Annotated in this window: 21 protein-coding genes; 17 read left to right on the plus strand and 4 right to left on the minus strand. The window is 46.4% G+C overall.

All coding sequences use genetic code 11. From position 1 onward, the window contains the following. Positions 1–56 precede the first annotated feature (56 nt). Positions 57–1073, plus strand: coding sequence for a DUF3080 domain-containing protein (locus tag A9237_RS00655; protein WP_078607122.1), 1017 nt, complete (start codon positions 57–59; stop codon positions 1071–1073). Positions 1074–1080: 7 nt separating this feature from the next. Here the strand turns inward: A9237_RS00655 and A9237_RS00660 are convergent, their stop codons facing one another. Then, positions 1081–1923 carry a DNA ligase gene (locus tag A9237_RS00660; RefSeq protein WP_078607124.1) on the minus strand — a complete coding sequence of 281 codons (843 nt, stop codon included), beginning with the start codon at positions 1921–1923 and terminating at the stop codon, positions 1081–1083. Positions 1924–2240: 317 nt separating this feature from the next. Here A9237_RS00660 and A9237_RS00665 point away from each other — a divergent pair, with 317 nt between their 5' ends. From A9237_RS00665 to A9237_RS00725, 13 genes are all read left to right on the plus strand, one after another. Continuing rightward, positions 2241–2561, plus strand: coding sequence for an STAS domain-containing protein (locus tag A9237_RS00665; RefSeq protein ID WP_078607126.1), 321 nt, complete (start codon positions 2241–2243; stop codon positions 2559–2561). Between the two features lie 28 nt (positions 2562–2589). Then, the gene (locus A9237_RS00670) at positions 2590–3438 is read left to right on the plus strand and encodes an OmpA family protein (RefSeq protein ID WP_020198006.1); all 849 of its coding nucleotides are present in this window, start codon (positions 2590–2592) and stop codon (positions 3436–3438) included. Beyond that, positions 3435–5534 (plus strand): SLBB domain-containing protein, encoded by a 2100-nt coding sequence (locus A9237_RS00675; RefSeq protein ID WP_078607128.1) that lies wholly within the window; start codon positions 3435–3437, stop codon positions 5532–5534. Before A9237_RS00670 ends, A9237_RS00675 begins: the two co-directional genes overlap by 4 nt. Next, positions 5534–6223: an AAA family ATPase gene (locus tag A9237_RS00680; protein WP_078607130.1), complete on the plus strand. Its 690-nt coding sequence runs from the start codon at positions 5534–5536 to the stop codon at positions 6221–6223. Before A9237_RS00675 ends, A9237_RS00680 begins: the two co-directional genes overlap by 1 nt. Before the next feature lie 12 nt (positions 6224–6235). Further along, positions 6236–6619, plus strand: coding sequence for an Hpt domain-containing protein (locus A9237_RS00685; protein WP_005440949.1), 384 nt, complete (start codon positions 6236–6238; stop codon positions 6617–6619). 213 nt (positions 6620–6832) lie between these two features. Then, the gene (locus A9237_RS00690) at positions 6833–8392 is read left to right on the plus strand and encodes a sigma-54-dependent transcriptional regulator (RefSeq protein WP_078607132.1); all 1560 of its coding nucleotides are present in this window, start codon (positions 6833–6835) and stop codon (positions 8390–8392) included. Beyond that, the gene (locus A9237_RS00695) at positions 8367–9443 is read left to right on the plus strand and encodes a glycosyltransferase family 4 protein (RefSeq protein WP_078607134.1); all 1077 of its coding nucleotides are present in this window, start codon (positions 8367–8369) and stop codon (positions 9441–9443) included. The genes A9237_RS00690 and A9237_RS00695 overlap by 26 nt, the downstream gene beginning before the upstream one ends. Before the next feature lie 152 nt (positions 9444–9595). Continuing rightward, the gene (locus A9237_RS00700) at positions 9596–10780 is read left to right on the plus strand and encodes a glycosyltransferase (protein ID WP_078607137.1); all 1185 of its coding nucleotides are present in this window, start codon (positions 9596–9598) and stop codon (positions 10778–10780) included. Positions 10781–10790: 10 nt separating this feature from the next. Further along, a complete protein-coding gene (locus A9237_RS00705; protein WP_078607139.1) occupies positions 10791–11963 on the plus strand; it encodes a glycosyltransferase family 4 protein in 1173 nt (390 codons plus the stop codon). Then, positions 11956–13377, plus strand: a complete 1422-nt coding sequence (locus A9237_RS00710; RefSeq protein WP_078607142.1) for a lipopolysaccharide biosynthesis protein — start codon at positions 11956–11958, stop codon at positions 13375–13377. Before A9237_RS00705 ends, A9237_RS00710 begins: the two co-directional genes overlap by 8 nt. Continuing rightward, entirely contained in the window at positions 13374–14759 is a 1386-nt protein-coding gene (locus tag A9237_RS00715) for an O-antigen ligase family protein (protein ID WP_078607144.1), read from the plus strand. The genes A9237_RS00710 and A9237_RS00715 overlap by 4 nt, the downstream gene beginning before the upstream one ends. Before the next feature lie 96 nt (positions 14760–14855). Then, a complete protein-coding gene (locus tag A9237_RS00720; RefSeq protein WP_078607145.1) occupies positions 14856–15980 on the plus strand; it encodes a glycosyltransferase in 1125 nt (374 codons plus the stop codon). Then, positions 15977–17404, plus strand: coding sequence for a GumC family protein (locus A9237_RS00725; protein WP_078607147.1), 1428 nt, complete (start codon positions 15977–15979; stop codon positions 17402–17404). Before A9237_RS00720 ends, A9237_RS00725 begins: the two co-directional genes overlap by 4 nt. A gap of 33 nt (positions 17405–17437) precedes the next feature. On the opposite strand, the gene A9237_RS00730 is transcribed toward A9237_RS00725, so the two are convergent. Together A9237_RS00730 and A9237_RS00735 are read right to left on the minus strand one after the other, a co-directional pair. Continuing rightward, the gene (locus A9237_RS00730) at positions 17438–18946 is read right to left on the minus strand and encodes an ABC transporter transmembrane domain-containing protein (protein ID WP_078607149.1); all 1509 of its coding nucleotides are present in this window, start codon (positions 18944–18946) and stop codon (positions 17438–17440) included. Then, positions 18943–20007: a molybdopterin guanine dinucleotide synthesis B family protein gene (locus A9237_RS00735; protein ID WP_078607151.1), complete on the minus strand. Its 1065-nt coding sequence runs from the start codon at positions 20005–20007 to the stop codon at positions 18943–18945. Before A9237_RS00735 ends, A9237_RS00730 begins: the two co-directional genes overlap by 4 nt. 393 nt (positions 20008–20400) lie before the next feature. Here A9237_RS00735 and A9237_RS00740 point away from each other — a divergent pair, with 393 nt between their 5' ends. The 3 genes from A9237_RS00740 to A9237_RS00750 are packed head-to-tail and all read left to right on the plus strand — an operon-like array spanning position 20401 to position 23367. After that, positions 20401–21513 (plus strand): glycosyltransferase, encoded by a 1113-nt coding sequence (locus A9237_RS00740; RefSeq protein ID WP_078607153.1) that lies wholly within the window; start codon positions 20401–20403, stop codon positions 21511–21513. Further along, a complete protein-coding gene (locus A9237_RS00745) occupies positions 21510–22718 on the plus strand; it encodes a glycosyltransferase family 2 protein (RefSeq protein WP_078607155.1) in 1209 nt (402 codons plus the stop codon). Before A9237_RS00740 ends, A9237_RS00745 begins: the two co-directional genes overlap by 4 nt. A gap of 10 nt (positions 22719–22728) precedes the next feature. Continuing rightward, positions 22729–23367 carry a sugar transferase gene (locus A9237_RS00750; RefSeq protein WP_020197377.1) on the plus strand — a complete coding sequence of 213 codons (639 nt, stop codon included), beginning with the start codon at positions 22729–22731 and terminating at the stop codon, positions 23365–23367. A 47-nt stretch (positions 23368–23414) separates the two neighbouring features. On the opposite strand, the gene A9237_RS00755 is transcribed toward A9237_RS00750, so the two are convergent. Then, on the minus strand, positions 23415–23804 hold the full coding sequence (locus A9237_RS00755; protein WP_078607157.1) for an ATP-binding protein: 390 nt from the start codon (positions 23802–23804) through the stop codon (positions 23415–23417). Between the last annotated feature and the right edge of the window lie 183 nt (positions 23805–23987).

Consider the following 23987-nt stretch of genomic DNA (forward strand, 5'->3'; position numbering starts at 1 on the left):
GATCTCTCCCGCTCGTCACAAAGTATACTTATCTAAGTGATTAAAAAGGAAATGCTGTGAGAAGTTCACTTGTTGCTACGGCGCTTTTATTATCGACAAGCTTACTCACTGGGTGTAACGAATGGTTTAACCCAGAGAAAGCGGTATTCGAAAAATACAATCAGCGCTTGGCTAACGTGTTAGACACATCAGAATCTGATCTAGAGGCTTCTCCTGCTGTCACTGTTCCTGAGAAAAGAGAACTTTTTCAAGAGCTCCCTCGCCTTTCACTTGGCCTACTAGAAAGCTATCAATTGCGTCAATGTGGTCTATTCAACTTGCTCGCAGAAAAGAACTCGCAACTAGGTAAGGTTCAAGACGCCTTTTACGATTTCGACTATCAAACCAATCTGCTCAGAACGCTGAATGGATGCTTGAGCGATTACCCATTGAGTGACGAAGAAAGCACAAAACTTAACGGATTGTACGATCAGAAATGGCATCATCTAAGCGTACATCTCGACAATATGTTGCTGACTAGCGATGCCATGCGCAAGCAATTAACCGGGTCTGAATGGTTGCCGATGGAGAGCAAAGACCAAGTTGCCCACGTACGAGACGCTTTCCTAGCTTTGGATGAAATGTACCAAACGCCCTATCGCACCCTTTCTCGCTTACCCGACGTGACGATAGTGAACTATCAAGAAGAGATTGAAAAAACACGTCTCGTTGGACGACTGTATTACACCTTGATTGATGCGACCCATTGGCTAGAACAAACCACACAAATGCTCGAAGCAAACCAAGACAAAATTATTTGTGGTGCTAACCGAGACACCACGAAGTTTCGCTATTTGAGAAACGTCTTTCAGTCCATTTATGTCGGTGAGGTTCAACCTTACATGGCGTTTGTCGACAGTACTTATCAGCAGCTCGGTGGCGGGATTAACTTAATCGAACAAAGAATGGCCGCACATGGCGCAAACTACGGTATTGAAAAAGCACATGACCAATTTCGACAAAAGACATTGGAGCATGTGCAATTCTGGAAAGACTTATTTGAACGCTGCGGTGTGAGTGTTGGCAATCAGTAGCTTCGATTTATTGAGGAACTCGCTCTCTTAGGAATCGTGCAAATTGTGGTTTTCCATTATGGGTATAACCGTTAAAGCGAAACGTGACTGTTGAGCCGATTCGTGGCGGAGACTTTCTTACATCATCGGTAAAGCCACTGCCAATGTAAAACTCTGTGCCATTGCTCAAACGCACCAGCAGCGCTCCCATCATTCCCAGTAAACGTCCCGTCCCTGGTTTGTAACCGACCACTAAGGCTTCTGCATCTTCAAAGCGTTTGAGCTTGAGTAAATCACTGCCTCTTCCTGCCTGATAACGGCTTGATACCTTTCTCAACATGACACCTTCACCGTCAGATTGCGAAATTTGGTCGAGTTGTTCGAACAAATGTTTCTCATCTTGAATTGCACGATGCTCAACGTACTTAATATGAGGCGCGTCAATCGCAAACACCAAGTCCTGAATGTTGTAGTAACGTTTTCTATAATCACCCGCCGAATACGGCATATCAAACAGCATAAAATCGATTCTTTGCCATGCACTGTCTACCGGCGTTCTGTCTAAAACCGTCTGCTGAACAAGATGGAAGTTACCTCGCCCTGCCCACAATTCGCCATCTAATGGGTAATCAGGTAACACTCGGATAAACCAATCTGGCGCGTAAATGCGATTCCCATTTCGTGTCACTAGATGTTGTCCCGTCCAATACGCCCGAATGCCATCGAGCTTTTCGCTATACCAGTACTGGGATACGTCTATTCCGTCTTGATAGGAATCAGCAAGTGAAACAGGTGGTAGTAAGTTGGGATCAGCTTGAGGCTGGGCGGAAGATATTACAGCGAGGGCAATCAATGTCATTCTTAATGGCATGCGGGAACCTTGTACGAAAAAGCTCCTCTATTGAACCGTACCTCTCTTTAAACGCCTAACCCACATTTTACGTTCTACGACTCAACGCAACACTCATAAGCAAATAAGTGCAACTACATACATAAAGATCAGATCAAATTAGCATTTATAAACCCCTAAAACGATTCACTTTTTTGATTCTCATATTGAGAAAAACCAGATTCTCAATATGAAACATCGTTCTACACTTATTTAATACCCTGTAATTAAAGGATTTTTTATTTGGCACGTTCCCTGCTCTATCCAAATCAGGAAATCGAGTAAATGGAGAAAGCATCATGGAACTACGTAAACTTGAAACTACCCCAAACACGCTAACTATCGAATTTTTTGGCGACCTAGATGCAAAAGGCTGCCGTCAAGCACAACATCAAATTGATGAGGTGATTCACAGTGACGATCACAAGGAAGTAGAAATCAACCTACAACACGTCCAATTTCTTGATTCTTCTGGGATTGGTGCCATTGTTTATCTATATAAGCGCCTAGTTGAACGTGAGCGTAGCATGGTTATTGAAAACGTATCAGGACAGCCATTGGAGATCATGAGCCTGTTACGCATCAATCACGCTATCCCGGTCAATTCAAAAGGTCATTAAAAAAATACCGGTTGATACGGAGGTTGGCATGGTGAATCTTTTACGACAAAGTGTGTTTTGTAGTCTCGTTGTCGGCATGTTTGGTTGCTCAACGTTTAACTACCCTGATCACGGCAAGGGTGGCATGGCTGAAAGCTACCAAGATATTTCTATCGAGAATTATCAGTTTTCACCAGTGATGCCCGACGAGCCTCTTGGCCCTGAGCACGGTTTACGTTTCGATTGGCAGTTAACTAAACTGCACTTGGATGCTTTGATTCAAGAAGGCGCACGCTGGTGTTTCCCTGCAGCCGTCGTGCAGGCACTTGAGAAACAAAACCGTATCGCTCGTGAGTTGGAAGGTGGACTACTTCTTGATGCAGCTAACGACATCGTGATTCAGCGCCGACGCCTAAACCAGCTTGAGCAACAACTCGATTACGTATTATCGCAAACTACGTGTAAACCACCACAAGACATAGAAGCATTGCGCAGCGACCTAAACATCGTTGCAGACATCTATGACCTACTGAACGTAGATAACCAATTCGCTGTCGACTCTGCGGAGATCAACCCAAAGTACATGGGACATCTTGCTGAGGCGGCTTATATCCTTCGTGACCATCCATCTTTATCTCTGGTCGTAACCGGACATGCAGACGCAACGGGCACACCGGAATACAACCAAAAATTGGCTCAAGACCGAGCTGAGCAAGTTAAGCGTTACTTGAACGTATTCGGCATCACCTCTGACCGTGTGCAAACCAAATCTGTGGGCGAAACACTGCCTCTTTACGAAGGGCAAACACCAGCGGTTCGTTTGACTAATCGCCGTGTGAGCATCGAAGTTCTGAATGCTAATTCAGACACAAGCGCAGAAATGGGAGGCACACTATGAGAATCCTCAAAGCCATTACCACCCTACTGATGCTGTGTTTAATCACCATCAATACAGCGTGGGCAGCGGAAGATGACGTGGTTAAAGTCGGCGACTTGGTACAAATCAACCTGCCTGGTGAAGCATCGCTGAATAAAGGTTTCCAAGTTGATAAACGTGGCCGCATCAATCTGCCAGAAATCGGGCCGGTTTTTGTTGCGGGTTACAACGAGGCTCAGCTTCAAAATGTCATCACCGATAACCTTAAAACTGTGTTCCGCGATGTAAGTAACGCACGTGTATTCATTAAACAACAACAGCTATTGATTTCAGTACAGGGCTACGTGGTTAAGCCGGGCGAATATACGCTTCCATCTGGCTCCAATATTCAAATGTTCCTGTACGAAGCTGGCGGTCTACGTGCCGGTGCTCAGCTTGATAAAATCATCGTAAAGCGTGGCAACAAGAACATTGAGTTCGACTACAAACGCTTCCTCGATACCGGCGACGATTCAAAACTGCCCACTCTAGAATCATTGGACGTACTCTTCGTCCCTGCTTCACCATTGGTGGGTAATATTGAACAAGAATTCGATGCAGCAAAACTGGCAAACTCGGGCGACAGTGCCGATTCTGCCCGCGCAATTAAAGTGTTTGGTGAAGTAAACGCACCGGGCTCATTTACCTACAAACCCAACACGACACTTGTCGATGTGGTCATGCGCGCTGGCGGTGTTACCCGTTACGCTAGTGTGGAACAAATCCGCGTTATCACCAACAACACACCGATTATGTTTAACCTTAAGCGCTACCTAGATACAGGTGACCAGAGCTTGCTGCCTGAGATCCTACCAGGTGCAACCATCTTTGTGCCAAAGCAGGAAGAAGAAATTAAAGCGGGCGCGAACGTGGTTTACGTGATGGGTGAAGTAGCTCACCCTGGTGCCTACGAAGGCAAAAAAGGTGCGAGCTTTATGGACATTCTTGCTAACGCAGGTGGTCCAACGCGTTTCGCAGAATCTCGCCAAATCCGCGTGATCAAAGCGGATGGTGGTGTTATCAATTTCGACTTAACCGCTCACACCGAAGGGTTGTCTAAGCAAAAAGTACCGACGGTTGGCCCAGGTGACGCTATCTTCGTCCCTGAAAAAACCGACATGAATGAAAAGTCATGGCTGAAGGTTGCACCAAGTCGTGCGGTCGCTGTAATGGGTGAAGTGGTTCGTCCCGGTCGTATCGAATGGTCAGACGAAATGGACTTGATCGATTTGATTGCTCATGTGGGCGGCCCTACTCGCCGTGCGGACACCAGTAAGATTGAAATCTCCAACAACGGTAAAGTCACCAAGTTTGATTTGGATAAATACATCCTACAAGGCTCACCACATTCTAAGTTGCCAAGGGTTTCCGCTGGCACAGTGGTTCGTGTTCATGCGCTACCAGACGATCCATCAGACAACAAATCACAGTGGGTCAGCCAAAGCTCTGATGCATCGATTTACGTGTTCGGTCAGATCAACGCGCCGGGTCGTTACCGCTTTACTAAAGAGATGCATTTCCTAGATATCTTGTCTGCGGCTGATGGCCCAACCAAAGATGCTGATATTCATAACATCCGAGTGACGCATCGTGGTTTAGGTTACGCAAAAGTGAGCAAACTTAACCTGTCGCTTTACTTTGAAACTGGCGATGAATCAATTCTGCCAGATGTACGCCCTGGCGATACCATCTACATTCCAGAGAAAGACAAGAACTGGCTTGATCGCTCTAAAGAATCCACAGTTCGCGTACTGGGTGAAGTACATGCACCGGGTCGCTATGTCTTCAATGACAACATGACCATTCTTGACCTGCTTGCTGAAGCTGGTGGACCGAGTGACAGTGCTTACGTTGAGAAGATCAGTGTGGTTAACATGTCTTGCTGCCAAGGTCAGGCGCGTGTGTTTAACTTGGTTGAATTCAGCAAAACCGCCAACATTTACGACCTGCCTGTGATTCGTGCCGGTGATACGATTTACGTGCCGCACAAAGACGAAAGTTTTGCCGAAAAAGCCCGTGCTGGTTTACGTGACTTGCTACAAATCACCACCACCATAGTGTTAATAGGAGCGCTGTAATGACTATTCCTGCAACACATGCTGAGATTGAGCAAATCTATCTTCAAAGCGAACTCAAGGGCTACAGGTCAATCAGTGTCGTGGCTTGTCAGTCTGAAGATGGGGTTACGTCTGTGGCTTCTGCATTGGCAGAGCGTTTGATTCTTGCAGGTCATAAAACACTTTATGTCGACTTGAACCTGTTCAAGCCTGCTTACAGCACAGTTCATGCTTTTGAAGAAGAACCGGAAGAAGTCGGACAATTGATCTCTCGTGAGGAAGACCATCAAACGCTGGTAGGGTTAACCGTCCCTTCCCTTGCGAGCACACAACTCGCCTATCGCGACCCAACCATGTTGCGAAAGGCGGTCGATAAGTGGCTTGAGCAATACGACCGAGTGGTAATTGACACTTCACCGCTACTGAGCATGAACCGCAGCAACATTCCTGCCCAAGCCGTTGCAGGCGTTTGCGATACTTGTGTACTGGTTGCCAGTTACGGCTCAACGACTACGAGCCAAATCGACCAAGCTAAAAAGCTATTAGAAACCAGCAATGCCAATCTGCTAGGCGCTGTGCTCAACATGAAGCACAACGCAGGTTTAAAAGACGAACTGATTCGTCAGGTGAAAAAACTGCGCTTTTTGCCAGAGAAGCTGAAAGCGAAAATATCGAAACAAATAAAGAACAGCGAATTATTTACCTTATAGGGAGCGCGCACTATGAATACTCAAACTGATGTAACGTTGGAGCAAGAATTGGTCGATGAGTTGATTCTTCAGCAAATGATCAAAGATACCTGTGCGGAAATCATGCCTACCTTAATCGAGCACTATATTGAGGAATCTCGTGAGCGCGTCGAAAAGATCCAGCAGGCCCTCAACAGCCAGGACAAAGAAGCGATGGAGTTTGAAGTCCACACGCTTGGTAGCTCTGCGCTTGCCTTAGGCAATCGTACTCTATCGCGTCACGCTCGCACCATCGAGAAATACTGTGTTGAAGGTGATACAAAACAAGCTTTTGAGCTTTGCCAATCCTTACCAGAACTGGCAGAACAGTCTTTTACCGCGCTAAACCAAAGAAAAGAGCAAGGGTTTGAAGACTAACAACAAATTTCAGGGATTTAATTAACTAAAAAATAAAGAATTTTCTGCAATCCTCACAGCGTGTGCTAATACTTAAATATAAAGATTCTCAAAATGAGAATCGAAAAGAAGCCATCAGCTTGAGACAAGAAAAACGAACTTATCATGACAGCATGAACCTCAAGCCGACTTAACGCATTAAAACAACGAATTGAGGAAAGTTGGGAAAGGATTATGAGACCAAGGGTGTTACTGGTAGAAGACTCTACTTCACTAGCCATACTTTATAAGCAATACGTCAAGGATGAGCCTTACGACATCTTCCACGTAGAAACTGGACGTGAGGCGATTCAATTCATTGAGCGTAGCAAACCGCAACTTATCATTCTCGACCTTAAACTTCCGGACATGTCGGGCGAAGACGTGTTGGACTGGATCAATGAAAACGAGATCCCGACCTCCGTAATCATCGCAACGGCGCACGGCAGTGTCGATCTTGCGGTCAATCTGATCCAGAAAGGCGCAGAAGACTTCCTAGAGAAGCCCATCAATGCGGACCGTTTAAAAACCTCAGTCGCTCTTCACTTAAAACGCGCGAAATTAGAAAATCTCGTCGAAAATATTCAATCGACCTTCGATCGCCACAACTACCATGGTTTTATTGGCTCTAGCCTACCGATGCAGGCGGTATACAAAACCATTGATGCGGTTGCTCCAACCTCTGCAAGCGTATTTATCGTTGGTGAAAGTGGTACGGGTAAGGAAGTGTGTGCGGAAGCGGTTCACAGACAAAGTGACCGTCGAGACAAACCTTTTATTGCCATTAACTGTGGCGCTATCCCACGCGATTTGATGGAAAGTGAAATTTTCGGTCACGTTAAAGGCGCGTTTACCGGCGCAACCACCGACCGTAAAGGTGCTGCAACGCTTGCCCACGGCGGCACATTGTTCCTAGACGAACTGTGTGAAATGGAACTTGAGATGCAGAAAAAACTTCTACGTTTTCTGCAAACAGGAACCTACACCCCGCTTGGCGGCACCAAAGAGATGAAGGTGGATGTACGGATTATCTGTGCAACCAACAGAGATCCATTAACCGAAGTGGAAGAAGGCCGTTTCCGTGAAGACTTGTACTATCGTGTGCACGTTGTGCCAATCGATATGCCGCCACTCCGCGAACGTGGTAGTGACATTGTCACGCTAGCTAAGCATTTCTTAACCACATACGCGAAGCAGGATAAGAAGAAGTTCAGCAATATCGACAGCGAAGCCCAACATGTGATTAAGCACTATGACTGGCCCGGCAATGTGCGTCAGTTGCAAAACATCATTCGTAACATAGTTGTGTTGAATGACGATGACAAAGTGACGCTGGCACACCTACCCGCTCAACTGACTCGCAAACCGTCAAAAGCACGCACTGTCACACCACCTCATGTTGAAAGTGCTCAAGTAACCGCGGTAAATCCAGTCACCGCTGCAACGTCAATGCAATCACAACCATTAGAAAGTGCGCCTGTAGAAACATCTGCGCAACCGGAGTTCTCCTCAACTATGGTTACGAACGAAGCGCCTCCAGCAAGCCCTGCGGCGCAAGTGTCATCACCTTACTTCAATTCCGATGGCACCATTCGTCCAATGTGGAAAGTTGAGCGAGAGGCGATTCAAAACGCCATTGCGTATTGTGATGGTAATGTGCTTAACGCGGCGGTGATGTTGGAGCTTAGCCCTTCCACCGTGTATCGCAAAAAACAAGCGTGGGAAGCGGATGAAGCTAATCTCGAACAATCTTGAGATCCCAGTTGTTGGCGAAGTTTGGATACTGCTAGATAGCCGCATTTATGGTGGTATTGAAAGCCATGTAGTCGAACTCGCCACTGGGTTGCAGTCCTTTCATGTTAACGTACGAGTTGTGTTGGTGGTGGAATACGATCCACCAGCACCACTTATCGACAAATTAAACCAAGCTCAAATCCCTGTGAGCTATTTATGGCACCTGTGCCCAAAGTCAGAACGCTCAAAAACCATTCCAGTCAAACAAATCACTGGCGCGGTGGCCGAGCATCAACCCAGCGTTATTCACACCCATGGTTACAAAGCGGCACTGTTAGCTAGAAGCGCAAAGCTATTCACTCGTACTTTCCCCCGTTTAATCTCCACCTACCACGCCGGTGAAACACCAACGGGCAAAGTTTGGGCGTACGACTGGCTCGATCGATATTCCGCGCGGCTCTCTGATCACAGCTTTGCGGTGAGTCAGGCCATTCAAGACAAGCTCCCCACTCAATCAGAATTGCTCAATAACTTTGTTACGATTCCCGAACAGCATTGTCGCTACAAAGAAATCGCATTTGTTGGTCGCCTAAGCTATGAGAAAGGCGCGGACCGCTTCATCGATATTGCCCGCCAAATTCCTGATGTCGAGTTCTCAATTTATGGTGACGGCCCCGAAAAACCGAGACTCGTAGAAAGTGCACCAACCAACGTGATATTTCACGGCCATCAAAGTGACATGGATGCCGTTTGGCGCAATATCAGCGTTCTCGTCATTTCATCGCGCTATGAGGGCTTGCCAATGGCGGCGTTAGAGGCGATGGCTCGTGGTATCGTTGTGATAAGCCTTGACGTTGGTCGTCTTCCTGATTTGATCCAAGATGGTCAAAATGGATTCCTCGCCCACGATATTCCAGCGCTAACCGACAAGATCAATAGCTGGTTGGAAATGAGTCATAGCGAACAATACCCAATGCGCCACAAAGCGATTGAGACCATCAAAGCGCACTATTCCTCTCGCAGCATCATTCCTATTCTGATTGAACGCTACCAAATTGAGAATCACACTTGATGCATATCCATTCTCAATTTGAGAAGTTTCGTATCTGATTTTTACGCCCACTGCATTTCCCATTTAAAAACATACACTTAAATCAATGGCATATTTTGGCATCTCGGTTGCAATAGCTAATCCAAACAGATTGGCTAACCGAGGTAACGACTATGACTACTCCAAAACGCATTCTTTACGTTCATTATGGTGATAACTGGATTCGCGGCAGCGAAGTCGTACTGCTTGACCTCATCACAAATATTGACCGCGACCAGTACCAACCGATTGTCTGGTCAAACTGCGAGCCTTTGATTGAGAAATGCCAATCCTTGGGCATCGAAGCAGAACATTCAAACTTCAGCCTTGTTGGCGGTTGGAACACGCCTCGCTGGGACATCAGTGGTTGGAACGATTTGATCAAACAAGGCACAGCGTTGATCGAAAAGCACAACATTGACCTTGTCCACGTAAACAGTGGCGGCCCATGTCAGTGGATGTGCCTAGCTGCTCGTATGAATCACATCCCTTTGGTAACGCAACTTCACTGCCACTACACCTTGCGTGACCGCTTCTCACTGGGTCTGCACCTTTCTCCAAAATTGATTTGTGTGAGTAAAGACGTGAGTCACGAGATTCTCAAAGATGGTTACCCAGAAGAACATCTTCATGTCGTTCATAACGGCGTGTCGTTGGAGAGTCACGATGCACCTATCGATGTCAAAGATCGTTTGGGCATTCCCCACCAAGCGTTCACCTTTATTTCGATTGGATCTCTCATTAAGCGCAAAGGCTTTGACCGCTTAATCCAAGCCATGCGTATGCACAACTACCACCAACATAATCCACATTTGGTGATTGTTGGTGATGGTGAAGAACGTATCGTATTGAAGCAGTTAGCCGTTGATTTGGGTGTGGAGGATCGTGTGCATTTTGTTGGTGAACAACACAACGCCGGAGATTGGATGAAGGGTAATGTAGATGCCTTCATCAGTGGGGCTTACGAAGAGGCATTTGGTCTTGTTCTTGGTGAGGCGGCACTCGCGAAGTTGCCAATCATTGCACCAAAAACAGGTGGTATCCCGGAATTGTTTGAGCACAACCACAGTGCCCTATTGTTCGCCAATCACGGTATGGCAAGTCTGTTAAATGCGATTCAGCAGATGATTCAAGATGCGCCGCTACGAAATAAGCTAGCCGAGAATGCGCATCAACACGCGAATCAGCATCTGACGGTTTCTGCCTCAGTCAAAGCGATTGAAGACATTTACCGCGATGAACTGACGCAGAAAGAACTGACACCCATGCCTGTCAGCCACTGCATGAAACCAATTTCGCGCTGGTTAAACATCAACTAAGGAGCTCACCATGAAACGTGTATTGATGTTTGACGCCATCCCAATGCAAGGCGGTTCGAAAATTGCCAACGCTGAGTTGATTAAACAGTGTGACCAACGTGACGTGATTAGCTATGTCGCGACGACAAATCCAGAACACTGGACTGCCACATTCAGCTCAAACCCTCGCGTACAGGTATTGAAAATCAAGCGTTCTCCAATCACGTCTCATCATGGTATCGCTTATTGGTTGATGAACTGTTTTTACCTGGTGCAGTTGATTTTGGTGACGTTCAAACTACCAAAACTCGACTGGTTTATGGGTTTGTCTTCACCAAACAACGACATGCCTTTGTACCTGCTTCGTCTGTTCAATCGCAAACCTATCGTGCAAATGGTGCATGGTCCAGTCGGCGTGTCTCGCTCATCTGGCTACTGCTTAGTAAAAGCGTCTGCGATTCATTATTTATCGAACACTCGTGCTTCCATGATTGATGCGCTTGCTGCCTATTTAAAAATGCCAAAACCGGCGGTAGAACGCTTTTGGACAACCTTAAACACCTCTTCTTTTGTTAACGGCTTGTCTTCAGAACGCGCACCAAAGCAAGCGAACCCAATTTCCAATCGAGTGTTCTGGGCTGCCAGCCTCTTGAAATGGAAGAACGTTGATCTGTTGCTCGACGCGATGAAGTTGGATGAGTCAGCAAACCTAAATGCGACCATCTGTTACATCAAACCTAACATCGAAGGCGTTGAATGCTCGCAGCCAGATTTCACTCAGGCAAACATTGAATGGCACGAATCGCCAGACAACCTTGACGAGCTACGTGCACAGTGTGGTGTGTTTGTGTCGACCAGTGAGAACGAACCTTTTGGGTTATCAATTTTAGAGGCGTTAGCCGCTGGTATGTGTGTCGTGATTCCACATGACGACAGCTATTGGGATAGAGTGTTAACCCATGGCAAGAACTGCATCAAGTACACACCGAAAGACGCCGCTTCTCTTCACAATGCCATTCGACTTTTAAACGAAGCACCTTGGCTAAAAGTCACCATGGGGATGGAAGCACTGAACGTTGCGAGTTTATACACCGCAGAACGTTGTTACTTCGATATTACCCAACAGCTTTGTACTGACCCGACTAATAAAGCTCAAGACAGCGCAAAGAAGCGCGACAACGTCAAAGGATATGACCATGTCTAAAGCCATGACCAATATGTCACTGTTCGCCATTGCGTTGGTGATCAACAAAAGCATCAGCTTAATCATGCTGCCAGTGCTTCCTCAGTTTCTCTCACCTGAGCAAATGGGCAAACTTGAGTTACTAACCTCTTTTGGTGTTGTAACAGCCCTACTTGCGAGCATGGCAATGCACGAGGCGCTGTACCGCTTTGTTGGTGTAGAGAAAGATGGCGATAAGAAAGTGACCATGCTCAATCAAATCTACTCGCTTTCTGTCTGGATCGCAGCAGCGATTGGCTTGGTTCTGCTGTTTGCAATTATCGTTGCTCCGATTCCTAGTCCGTTTTCTCAATTTGAATTCATCGTGCTGATGTTAGCAATTATCTTGGAAGGCGCGATTGGTATCGGTACTGCCTGGTTGCGCATGCAGGATGATAAAGCGAAAACCCTGCTTAGCGTGATGGTGACTACCACCGTGCTTCAAGTTGTATTTATTGTCGCCGCTTTGATGATTCACCCACACGTCATTTCTGTCTTACTTGGTGGTCTACTGGCTGCCGTTATTCAATTTACCTGGCTGCACATTATCAATAAATACAGAGTTGTCATGCCTGACATGGCGATCGCAAAGCAACATCTACATTACTGCATCCCTGTTATGATGTCTGCGCTGGTTGCTTTTTGCTTGAATGGTGCCGAGCGTTGGTTCATTGGTGCGAACGCTTCGCTAGCAACACTTGGTGTTTACGCGATTGCAGTGAAGTTTGCCATTGGCATGTGTATTTTGGTTCAACCATTCGGTATGTGGTGGATGCCACGTCGATTTGCGTATCTGGAGCGTAATCGTGGCAAAGAAGCCGTGAGAATTTCTCACTTCGGCATGATCTATATTGCAGCACTCACGGTTCTAGTCGCGACCCTTGCCTTCATTATGATCAGCCAGTTTCTACCAGAAACGTATCAAGAAGCCGCGCTTTACACATTGTTCCTTCTGCCAATCGCCATGATCAAAGAATGGAGCGAGCTGCTGAACATCGCGATTCTTTACAAACGTCGCACTCGCTGGTTACTGGGAATAAACGTCGTTGCCGCTGGCGTTGCCATTACTCTTCTATTTGCGCTTTCTTCTCTTGGTATTTATGGCGTGTTCATCGCGCTTTACTACGCGCAACTAGCCAAACTGGCGATGACGTTCGTGATTGGACAACAGTGCATGCAGCTTCCTTTCCACCTAAGTTTGATGGTCGCATTACAAATCATCTCAGGAGTGGCACTGTTCCTGCTTTACTCTACTCAATCCATCGGAAGCGCCATCGTGATTTGCATTTTGACATGCACACTGCTTGCAGGCATCGCCTTCCGATACATGTCTAAGGAAACACGTAACAATCTTGTGATGAGATTAAGAACGGAAGCGAAAAGAGTGACGTTATGAATGCCACGGATGTGAGACCAACCCAAATCATCGCTGCGATAACCATTACTGTGGTTATCGCTTTAGCGTGGTTGGTGATGCCGCATCCGATTTTGATTGTCGCAATTTGTTTTGCTCCGCTTGCCATCTTGTTTGTGCTCAACCAAACCTTTTGGCTTGTGACTCTGTTCGTTATCTTCTCTTTCTTCCGAATTCACGAAGCGTTTCCCGTTATCTACAACTTCAAAATCCCGCTGTTGTTGTCTTTAGGTGCACTTGGCGCGTTATCGTTTCATCTATTGATCAGTCGTCAGCTATCGGTCTTCTGGCATCCTTCTTTAAAGTGGCTGTTCATCTTCTGGGCGTTAGTTATCATCGGTATTGTGTTCGCCTCAGCACGCGACATCGCGATTACCGTTTTCAAGAATACGTATTGGAAGATCATTGTGATGACACTGGCGATCACTTGGCTAATCACCACACCCAAACAGCTCGCACAAATGTCAAAAGCGATTATCGTTGCTGGGCTGTTGGTCGGACTCGTTGCGCTCTACAACGCCACGAACGGCATTGATATTGTCGAAGGAACGCGTGTGTCGATTGGTCGCTCGTTCGGCTCTGTATTAGGCGACCCCAATGACTTAGCGCTGGTTTTAATGTTCCCTCTCGCCTTTACGGTGAGCCAATTGGTCGAGAAACGGTCGTCTATGTGGTTGCGAGGTTTTGCACTGCTCACTTGTATCATCTTGTTTATGTCGATCCTTGAGACACAAAGCCGCGGAGGTTTGTTGGGAGCACTGTCAGTCTTTGCGTATTTCGCGTTCAAACACATCAAGAGTAAGGCATTGGTTGTCTTCCTAGGCTTAGTCGCAGCTTTGATTCTTTATGCTGTCGCTGGGATCTCTGGGCGAGCATCGGGCGGCGCTGCAGAAGCCGGTATTGATGCCTCGGCAATGGGACGTTTGTACGCGTGGGAAGCCGCTTTCAAAATGGCACTCGATAACCCAATAACAGGCGTTGGTTTAGAGAACTTCTACTACAACTACTTCTTCTATAGCCCACATTGGGATGGCATTAACCATGCGGTGCACAGTACTTGGTTTGGTGTACTGGCTGAAACCGGTTTTGTTGGTTTAGCGGTTTTCACTACTCTGATCGTTTCTCTGGTAAAAACGTCATTGAGTTCCATTTCACTTCTGACTGAAAAATCCCACTTCACGCTTTCTGTAGGTGCAAACGCGGTACTGAGCGGACTTATCGGCACCATAGTCTCGGGGACCTTCCTCACTCAAGGCTTCACTTGGCCGATTTACATACTTGCCGCACTAACCATAGTGATAAATCGCATCGTTCAAACTGATTGTCAAAATGAGAAACCTTCACTCTCTCAAATTAAGAAATAACCTAACTTATTGTTTTAATAATACTTAACTCCTTGGCACGCATCGTGATACGTCTTTGAGTAACAACAACGAATCAATTGGCTCAAGGAGAGAACGATGACAGATATCGTAGTATTTGGAGAAGACTTCGGCGGCTTGCCATCTTCCACTCAACATCTGATAAAGCACCTAGCGAACAACCATCGTATTCTTTGGGTCAATTCTATTGGCTTAAGGCAGCCAAAATTTACGCCGAAAGACGCTAAACGCCTCGTCACCAAACTGACCAGTTCGGTTAAACAACAAGACAAAGTCCAAACGCCTTTCGGTCGTGAAGAAGACGCAAACATTCACACCATTACTCTGTTGACGATTCCTGCTCCCAAATCGAAATGGGCACGTAGCGTAGCGACGAAAATGATGAAACATCAACTGAGCAAAAAGCTGAATGAGCTTGGCTTTCAACATGCCGTTTTTTGGACATCATTGCCTACCGCTGCGGACATTTGTCGAGAAATGAGCACCAAAGGCATTGTTTATTACTGTGGAGACGACTTTGGCGCGCTAGCAGGTGTGGATCATCAAACCGTTTTGGAACATGAAGCAGACCTGGTTAATAGTGCAGACCTGATTCTGGCCGCGAGTGACAAACTTGCCGCTGAGTTTCCAAAAGAGAAAACCGTTACCCTACCACATGGCGTGGATTTCAACTTGTTCTCAGAGCCAGCGGCAAAAGCGCAAGATATGCCAGACAATGGTCGTAAGGTCCTTGGTTTTTACGGCAGCCTATCAGAATGGTTAGATTACCGTTTGATAGAACAAGTGGCCGATCAAGCGCCAGATTGGGACTTGGTCTTTATTGGTCCAAATGAGTTTCCTCACAACCCGTTGCCACAACGAAGCAACGTCCATTACCTAGGACCGCGAGCACATCAAGATTTACCTAGCTACTCACAACATTGGGATGCGAGCTGGCTGCCATTCGTCGATAACGCGCAAATTCAAGCCTGTAATCCACTTAAACTGTTGGAATACCTCGCAACAGGTACACCAGTCATCAGTACGGCCTTCCCAGCACTTAAGCCCTACCAACACATGTTGCATGTTGTAGCGGACGTGGATGATGTTTGTGCCAGCCTCAATCACTTACTCCCACCTCCAGAAGGATCACTCTCGATCATCCAACAACAAAGTTGGCAATCAAGAGCACGTCAAGTTGAGCAACTAGTGAGGGCGTTATGAACGATTTAAGAGACAACATCACCCTATTACTGCACGGTGCGTGGCGACGTCGTTACCTGATTGTCATTCCGATGTTGGTGTTACCAATCTTGGGGTTTGTCGTCAGTAAAATGATGCCGACGAAATATGTGGCGCACACGAGCATGTTGATTCAAGAAACAGCGAAAATGAACCCGTTCCTTGAGGACCTTGCCGTCTCGACCATGCTGAAAGACCGCTTGAGCGCGCTAAGTACCCTACTTAAAAGTCGTCATGTACTGTACTCGGTTGCTCAGGAGCAAGGCTTGATTTACGACACCATGGGTCCGAAAGAGCAAGAGTTCATCATTAAAGATCTTGCTAATCGTCTAACGGTTCAACAGCTGGGCAAAGATTTCATTCAAATCCAGTTAACCAGTGGTAAATCTGAAGGGATGGAAGAAGTGCTTGGTTCCGTCAGCGACCATTTTGTGGAACAGTTGCTTGCACCAGAGCGCTCTTCAATTAAAGATTCAAGCCACTTTCTCACTATTCACATCGATAAGCGCCGCGAAGAATTGGATAAAGCCGAGCAAGCTTTTGCGGAGTACAAAAACGCCTACTCGCACGCGACACCAGAGATGCAAGCACAAAGCCTGACTCGTTTAGCGAGCCTAAAGCAGACATTGGCAGAGAAAGAAGCGGAACTAGCAGGTGTAAAACGAAGCTTGGGTAGCTTGGACCAACAGCTTTCAAAGACCAATCCAGTGATTGGTAAGATTGAGGAACAAATCATCGAGATCCGCAGTGAATTAACCCTACTTCGCGCCAAGTACACAGAAGCACACAGCATGGTTCAAGGTAAGCTGCGTGAGCTAAATCGCTTAGAGCAAGAGCGTTCTGTTCTACTCAACTCAAAACAACCAGAGATGAACAGTAACCAGCTTTGGGATATCGCCAGTACAGCAACAGTAAGCAACATTGGTGATGCGCAACCTCTGCTTGTTTCTCAGCTTCATCAATTGCAAATCATGCGCGGTCGATACGAATCGCTTCAGGAAGAAACCATTAGCCTACAAAGTATGATTCAGGAACTAGAAGTCAATGCAAACCGTTTTGGTAGTACCGCAACTGAAATCAACCGTCTAGCTCGCGACGTGACAGTAAAACGCGAGTTGTATGACGAACTGGTTGAACGTTATGAAATGGCACAGCTCACCGGATCTTTAGGTGTGTTTGAGGAAAACAAACGTGTGAAAGTCATTGATGAACCTTACACACCAACGATTCCTGCCAACCTGCCAGCGTTTGTATTTGTCATTTTGGGATTCATTGGCGGCGCAGGCTTGGGAATTGGCTTAGCAACCATTGCTGAATTAGCCGACAACTCCATTCGCTCTCGTAAAACACTCGAGAAACACCTTGGGGTGCCAGTGATTACGACCATTCCAAAAATAGCCTTTTAGACGAATACTTGATTGCTCCTTGGTGCGATGGTGTTACTCCATTCGCACCAAGCTGAGCAAGGTGTAGGTTTCGACACTTGCATTCACCTTAAGCAAACGCATCAATACAACATCTTGTCCGATACTGTGGTGATTCAACACGATGAGCTTAGGTTTCGACAACAAAACACGTGCAATCAGAATCTGGTTATACAGCGTTTTGTCTAAATGGCGTCCGAACTCAGCAACCCCACAATCTAAACGCTCTGGACTGATGCCGACAAACAGACACACACTGCTTATCTCCTCTTCAGAGGCTCGACGATTGCCATATCGAATGTTGGTTAAAACCGTACCTCGAAACAGCTGGCATTGGTCATCGATGATATAAACATACCTACGTAATGAAGAATTGTTGATGGTTCGAATGTCCATTTTCTCCAGCGCCACGTCCCCCATGTAGTCGGTCACGATCCCACTCAATACAGTGCAAATCGCGGTTTTGTTGATTGGGTCGATACTCGACAGATCAATCGAACGCCCTTTGAAGATATTGACCGATAAGTTTTCACCGGAGAACGGAACGGAGAAGTTCTTAATGCACAAACACAAAGCAAGATCAGTATCGATTTGATGAATTTGACGCTTGTAATTACCCCGCGTGCGATTCATCGCTAACTCCAATCGCTCTTTGGCGACATAGTAAGTGATGGCATAGCCCCAACTGATGGTGATGTCTCTTAGCGCGTTAAATAACAAACCGATGATAAGCATCAAAGTGCCAAAATTTTGCTCCACCGGATGCTCTTGCCAAACTTGGTGAGTGAACAATAACGCAAGAAGAATACAGAACCACATTGCCGTTTGTTGGGTGAGAATAGCTTGGAAAACGCTATTTTGCTTTGATGTATCACCCAACATCTCGCTGCAGCGATTAAGGCGTCGCCCTTCGCGTTTAATCTGACGAAACTGATTCACACTTTGGTAGCCCATAATGCGCTCGCATAAATGCCCGCTCAAGCGACCTCGGTCAGTGCGCAGTGTTAAAGCAAGCTCGGTTAAGCGTGGCGTCAGCGCCAAAGACAACGAGAAAAGCCCAGCAACCACCCAAGACACTTGCCAACTGAAACTCGGCCACAAGTAGAAGATAAGCACGAGATAGCCAATAAATGAAAATCCGCTGGTGACTAACGTCGCCGCCCCTAAACTCGCCCAGTTTTTGATGTTGTTACTGTCGGTGATCATTCGACTCATCGACACACCAAGCCTTCTTGGAGGTTGCTCGTTCTTAGGCGACATCAACTCGGTATAGAGTTGATGTCGTATGTCTTTTAAGTAATGCTGACCAAGCTTCTCGCCCAAATAGCTTTCGACTATCGTCAGCAAGTACGCCCCAATTCCCAACAGCAAGAAAAGCACTAAGTTGTTAAATTCCGCATGATGCCAAAGCGTGTCGAGCACCAAGACATTCCCGACGTTGAGTGCGGAGATGATCAATCCTAGTATCACTAACTGAACCAGCCAGCGTTTTCTCACGCCGGAAAAAAGGGCGTGCAGCTTCATGCGAGTTCGAGCTCCGGTGTCATGCTTGGAAAGTACAGTAAAGACTTCGAAATACTGGGCTCAATAAGCAAATCTAAGCCATAGACCGGCGTGTCTATCTGTTGTGTAATCTCACGGGTAGACAAGGGTGACGCACACACAATACCGCTAACCGCGGAGACAGAATAACCTTGATTACTCAACCACTGGACACCCGCCGTTGCACCTAATGACTCTCTCGCCGCAAAAACGACGTTTGGGAAGCGGGCTTTAAACTCTCGATTCTCAAGCAATTCTCTGGTTTCTTTCTGGAAGATCCCATCGGCTATCTCAACCACAATGGCGTTACACCCAAATCGAATCAACTCTTGAGACAGACGATCGACAATATTCATCAGGTCAAAACTGTTTACTTTAAAGGTGGTGGCGTGGCCTGCATCTGTGAAATCAAGCGCGATATAAGCACCGGAGTCTTTCATTAACCAAAGGTCGCCGCCTGCCCCCGTTCCCGTCACTTTCATCGCGCCAACACGATAACCGGCCTTGTTCAGACCTCTGATGATGTGCGCAGCAGAAGTCGTTTTGCCTGCGTTCATAGAAGTACCAACTACCGCTACGCTCGGGACGAGATCAACCAAGTTCGATTCATCCACAGCGAAATCAGACACATTAATGATTTTGCCCGAGTAGTCAGCAATAAGACCAACAGGTTGAATGACCGTTGGCGATTTGGTTTTTGAATGCCAAGAGATCGCTTGGGCAGCAATCCCACCCGCTGCCACCATATGGCACTCTTCGAGTGAACCTGGTACAACAGCTTCAAACTGATCCGGCGCATAACGATGCCCATACGCCAAGATAATCTCGTCCCCTTCAAACAACGCGGCACGTCGTCCGTCCGTTCTCTCTCCGAATTTGTGATGACCAATCTGCACAATTTTCGCCAATACAAGATCACCAGATTTTGGCTTGCTTGCCCCATTCCCTCCAACGAGAGATTGCATAAGCTCAAGGGGAACACGACGGGTTACAAAAGTTCGCTTAGCCGAAGCAATACGGTAAGCCTGACTCAACATAATCATAAGAATTCTCCATTTCTACCATCTGTAGAGATGCGTTTTTCAACTCGATTTCCGACTTAGTGGTATCAACGCCCTGCGTATTTGGTCAGGTTTTTCGCTGACAGAAAGCACTGTAGAAAACCATATGTGAAGCAGTTGTGAAGAACTGATGGTTTGAAATAAAAGATTCACAAAACTTATCAATTAAATTCCAAATAGCTGCTAAGCAAACGAATTCTCGCTCCTCTTGATATGACGAAATTTGAATCTCAATTTGAGAATCTACCCTTCTCGTTTTGACTTACCTTGAAAGACAAAGCTTAAGTGGCTGAATTTTAACAGGTTTATTTCTGGCATACAGACTGCAATGAACTGGATAAGCAAAATTAAGGGAAATGCGTCGAGGGCTCAGGAATGAAAAACTCAGAGACTAGAAACTCAAGCAATAATGGCAACGTGATCGTTCACATCGTTCAGCACCTTGCTCCAGGCGGTTTGGAAACTTTGGTGCTTGAGATGCTTCGCTTTGCCAAAGCCGAAGACTCCGTTTTTGTTATCAGCCTAGAGGGAAACAAACAAACTGCGCTAAATCATTGGGAGAAGTTGGCGGACTTTGAAGACCAACTCCACTTTCTAAACAAACCGTCTGGCTTGCATCTTTCAACCTTCAAGGTTTTGAAAGCAAAACTAAAACAACTGAATGCAAACGTCGTCCATACACATCACATTGGGCCTTTGTTGTACGGTGGCACCGCAGCTCGTTTGAATGGCATCAAAACCCTGATCCACACTGAGCATGATGCGTGGCATTTAAACAATAAAAAGGCCGCGAGACTGCAATCGACGCTTCTTAAAGTGCTTCGTCCTCAAGTCGTAGCAGACGCAGAATTTGTCGCTGACCAAATCACGAATAAGTTGGGATATCAGCGCGTAAGCACCATCCATAATGGAATCGACTGCGAGAAATTCACCGATGGTAATCCACAAAAAGCGCGTGAGTTTTTCGCTCTTCCTACAGACAAGTTCATTGTAGGCACTGCGGGTCGCTTAGAAACGGTGAAAGGACAAGAGATCCTCATCAAAGCCTTTTCTCATCTGCCACAAAACACCCATCTTGCAATTGCTGGTTGCGGTAGCCAAAGAGGCATTCTAGAAGCACAAGTCCGCACGCTCGGGTTAGAAGACCGAGTGACTTTTCTCGGATTAGTAAGTGACATGCCTCGTTTTTATCAGAGCCTAAACGTGTTTTGCCTTCCTTCACTTCAAGAAGGTTTCCCTCTATCCACACTAGAAGCACAGGCTTGTGGCGTACCTTGCATTGCAAGCGATGTTGGCGCGGTAAAAGAAACACTGTGCCCACAAATCGGAGCGCTCGTCGAACCGAACAAAGTGCCAATGTTGGCAGATGCGCTATCGCAGCAATTATCACAAACACCCCAATCACCGAGAGCACACATTCTTAAGCATTTTGACATTCGCAATATGGTGAACCGCTACGCGACATTGGCTCAGGGAGAGAACGCATGATTGATCTACTATGGACGGCTGGTTTTGTTTTGTCTGCGCTACTGATTATCTATCATCACGTCGGTTATCCTTTGGTTTTGAATTGGTTATCGGCACGCAGAGAACAACGAAAAGCGAAAAAGAATGCAAGAAAACAAAAAGCAAAAGAGCGCTGCTACAAAGCTTCAAAGCGTGACTGCACACTGCCAAGTGTCACGGTGATCGTTCCTGCTTACAATGAGGAACAATGGATAGCAGAAAAAATCCGTAACCTAGCAAGCCTAGACTACCCGAGAGATAAACTGGCCGTCGTCATAGCGTGCGATGGCTGTACAGATAACACCGCTGCGATTGCACAAGATACGATTCAAGAAGCGATTTGTGCAGATACTCTGTTCATTGTTCATGACCATGAGGTAAACCGCGGTAAAGTCGGATTAATCAACATGGAAATGGAGAGCGTAACTTCAGATATTACTGCATTAAGTGATGTGTCTGCCCTCGTCTCTTGCGACTCGCTCTTATTGGCCAGTCAGCATTATCAAAATGAGAAAGTGGGTGTGGTGAACGCAACCTATCAAATCATGGCGACACAGAACCAAGGCGAAGCAGCTTACTGGCAATATCAATCGAACGTGAAGTACAAAGAGTCATTGATCGGCTCAACCATTGGTTCTCACGGCGCATTCTATACCTTCAGAACCAAACTGTTTGCGCCATTAGAGCCTGAGATCATTAACGATGACTTCATTTTGCCAATGCGCATTGTGCTTCAAGGTTATGACTCCGTTTATGAACCAAAAATGTTAGCCATCGAGCTGGAAGAAAGCTCAGACAGTTCGGACTTCAAACGTCGCCTACGTATCTCGGCGGGTAACATGCAGCAGTTCTTGAAATTGAAAAAACTGTTATTACCCCGCTATCGTGGCACTGCATTTGCATTTCTATCGGGAAAGGTACTGCGTCTTGCGACTCCTTACCTAATGATTATGTGTTTGGTGAGTTCATTACTGCTGATTCACTACCCAGCATTTCAATTTCTGATGCTGGCACAACTGGCAGTCTACTCAGTTGCTCTCATCACTTACTTAGTACCAGTATTAAATTTGTTTAAGCCATTTAAGTTAATCAGTTACTTAGTGGTTGGACACATAGCTAACTTCGCAGGCGGACTACGCTACCTACTTGGAATGGAAAACGGACGCTGGAAGCGCGTTAATCAATAAGGAAAGCATCATGAAAACTTCACGCTACGACTCAAATATTCATCTAGCAAAACGCGCTTTCGATGTAGTTGTTTCACTGCTCATCTTGCTAATCACCATGCCGATTATGCCTTTGATTGCGTTAGCAATTGTGATGAACTCAAAAGGCCCTGTGATTTATCGTCAGCTTCGTGTTGGACGCTGCACACCGGAAAAAATGGATCTGTTTGAAATTATGAAATTTCGAACCATGTATGTGGATGCAGAGCAACGCTCTGGTGCGGTATGGGCTTCTGAGAACGACCCACGTATCACTCCGGTTGGGCGCTTCCTACGCAAAACTCGCTTGGATGAGCTTCCACAACTGTTCAATGTGCTAAAAGGTGAAATGTCTTTGATTGGACCTCGTCCAGAACGCCCTGCTTTCTATCAAAAGCTGGAAGACGAAATCCCTTATTTTGTTGAACGCACATACGGTGTGCTACCTGGCATCACAGGTCTAGCGCAAGTAAACCAAGGTTATGATTCTTGTATTGAAGACGTTCGTCGCAAGGTAGGTTTTGACCACAGTTACGCACTGAGCTTGAGTTCTTTCTACTCGTGGATTTCCATGGACATTGCCATCATGAGCAAAACGCTAGTGGTGATGATCGACGGTCGCGGTCAGTAAACCATAGAGGCTTCACTGATTAGAAACAATCAAAGAATGAAGAACCGTTACTCTTGCCATTGGCGGCGCATATTCTCTATCGTCGCTGATGGCACACCATGAATGCTCTCATACTCACCTCGGCAAACCTGCACTTCAACTTCAATCTGTTTTTTCTCACAATGCTTCAAATACCGTTTCATCTCCCAATGGCGCACAAACGTGTTACTGACAATCACAGTCTTTCCTTTGCTTAGCCATTTGCGAGTTTGCTGAAAGCACCACTCGTGCGCATCAGCCAGCTTTGTGCCATCAAAATGGTATTCGCCAATTTCATTCTCAAAATACATGTCAGCTTCAAAATGTTTTGCTTTGAGCTGTTTGGACAATTTCTTGGCAAGTGTCGTCTTACCAGAGCCCGGTAAACCACGGATTAGAACAAGTTTCGCGTTAGACATAATGGGATGATTTCAGTGAAAAACCAGCAAACTGTACGCTATTTTTATAGAAAAGAAAGCGAAAGCAACCACAAGGTTTTGCCATTCTCGGAATCCTGCTCCCATTTGTGTAAATAATCGCGATGCGCCATTAATTTTTGTTCCCTCCTACCGCATTTGAAACTAGAATGCGCGCGCATTTAT

This window comes from Vibrio owensii (assembly GCF_002021755.1).
Lineage (GTDB): Bacteria > Pseudomonadota > Gammaproteobacteria > Enterobacterales > Vibrionaceae > Vibrio > Vibrio owensii.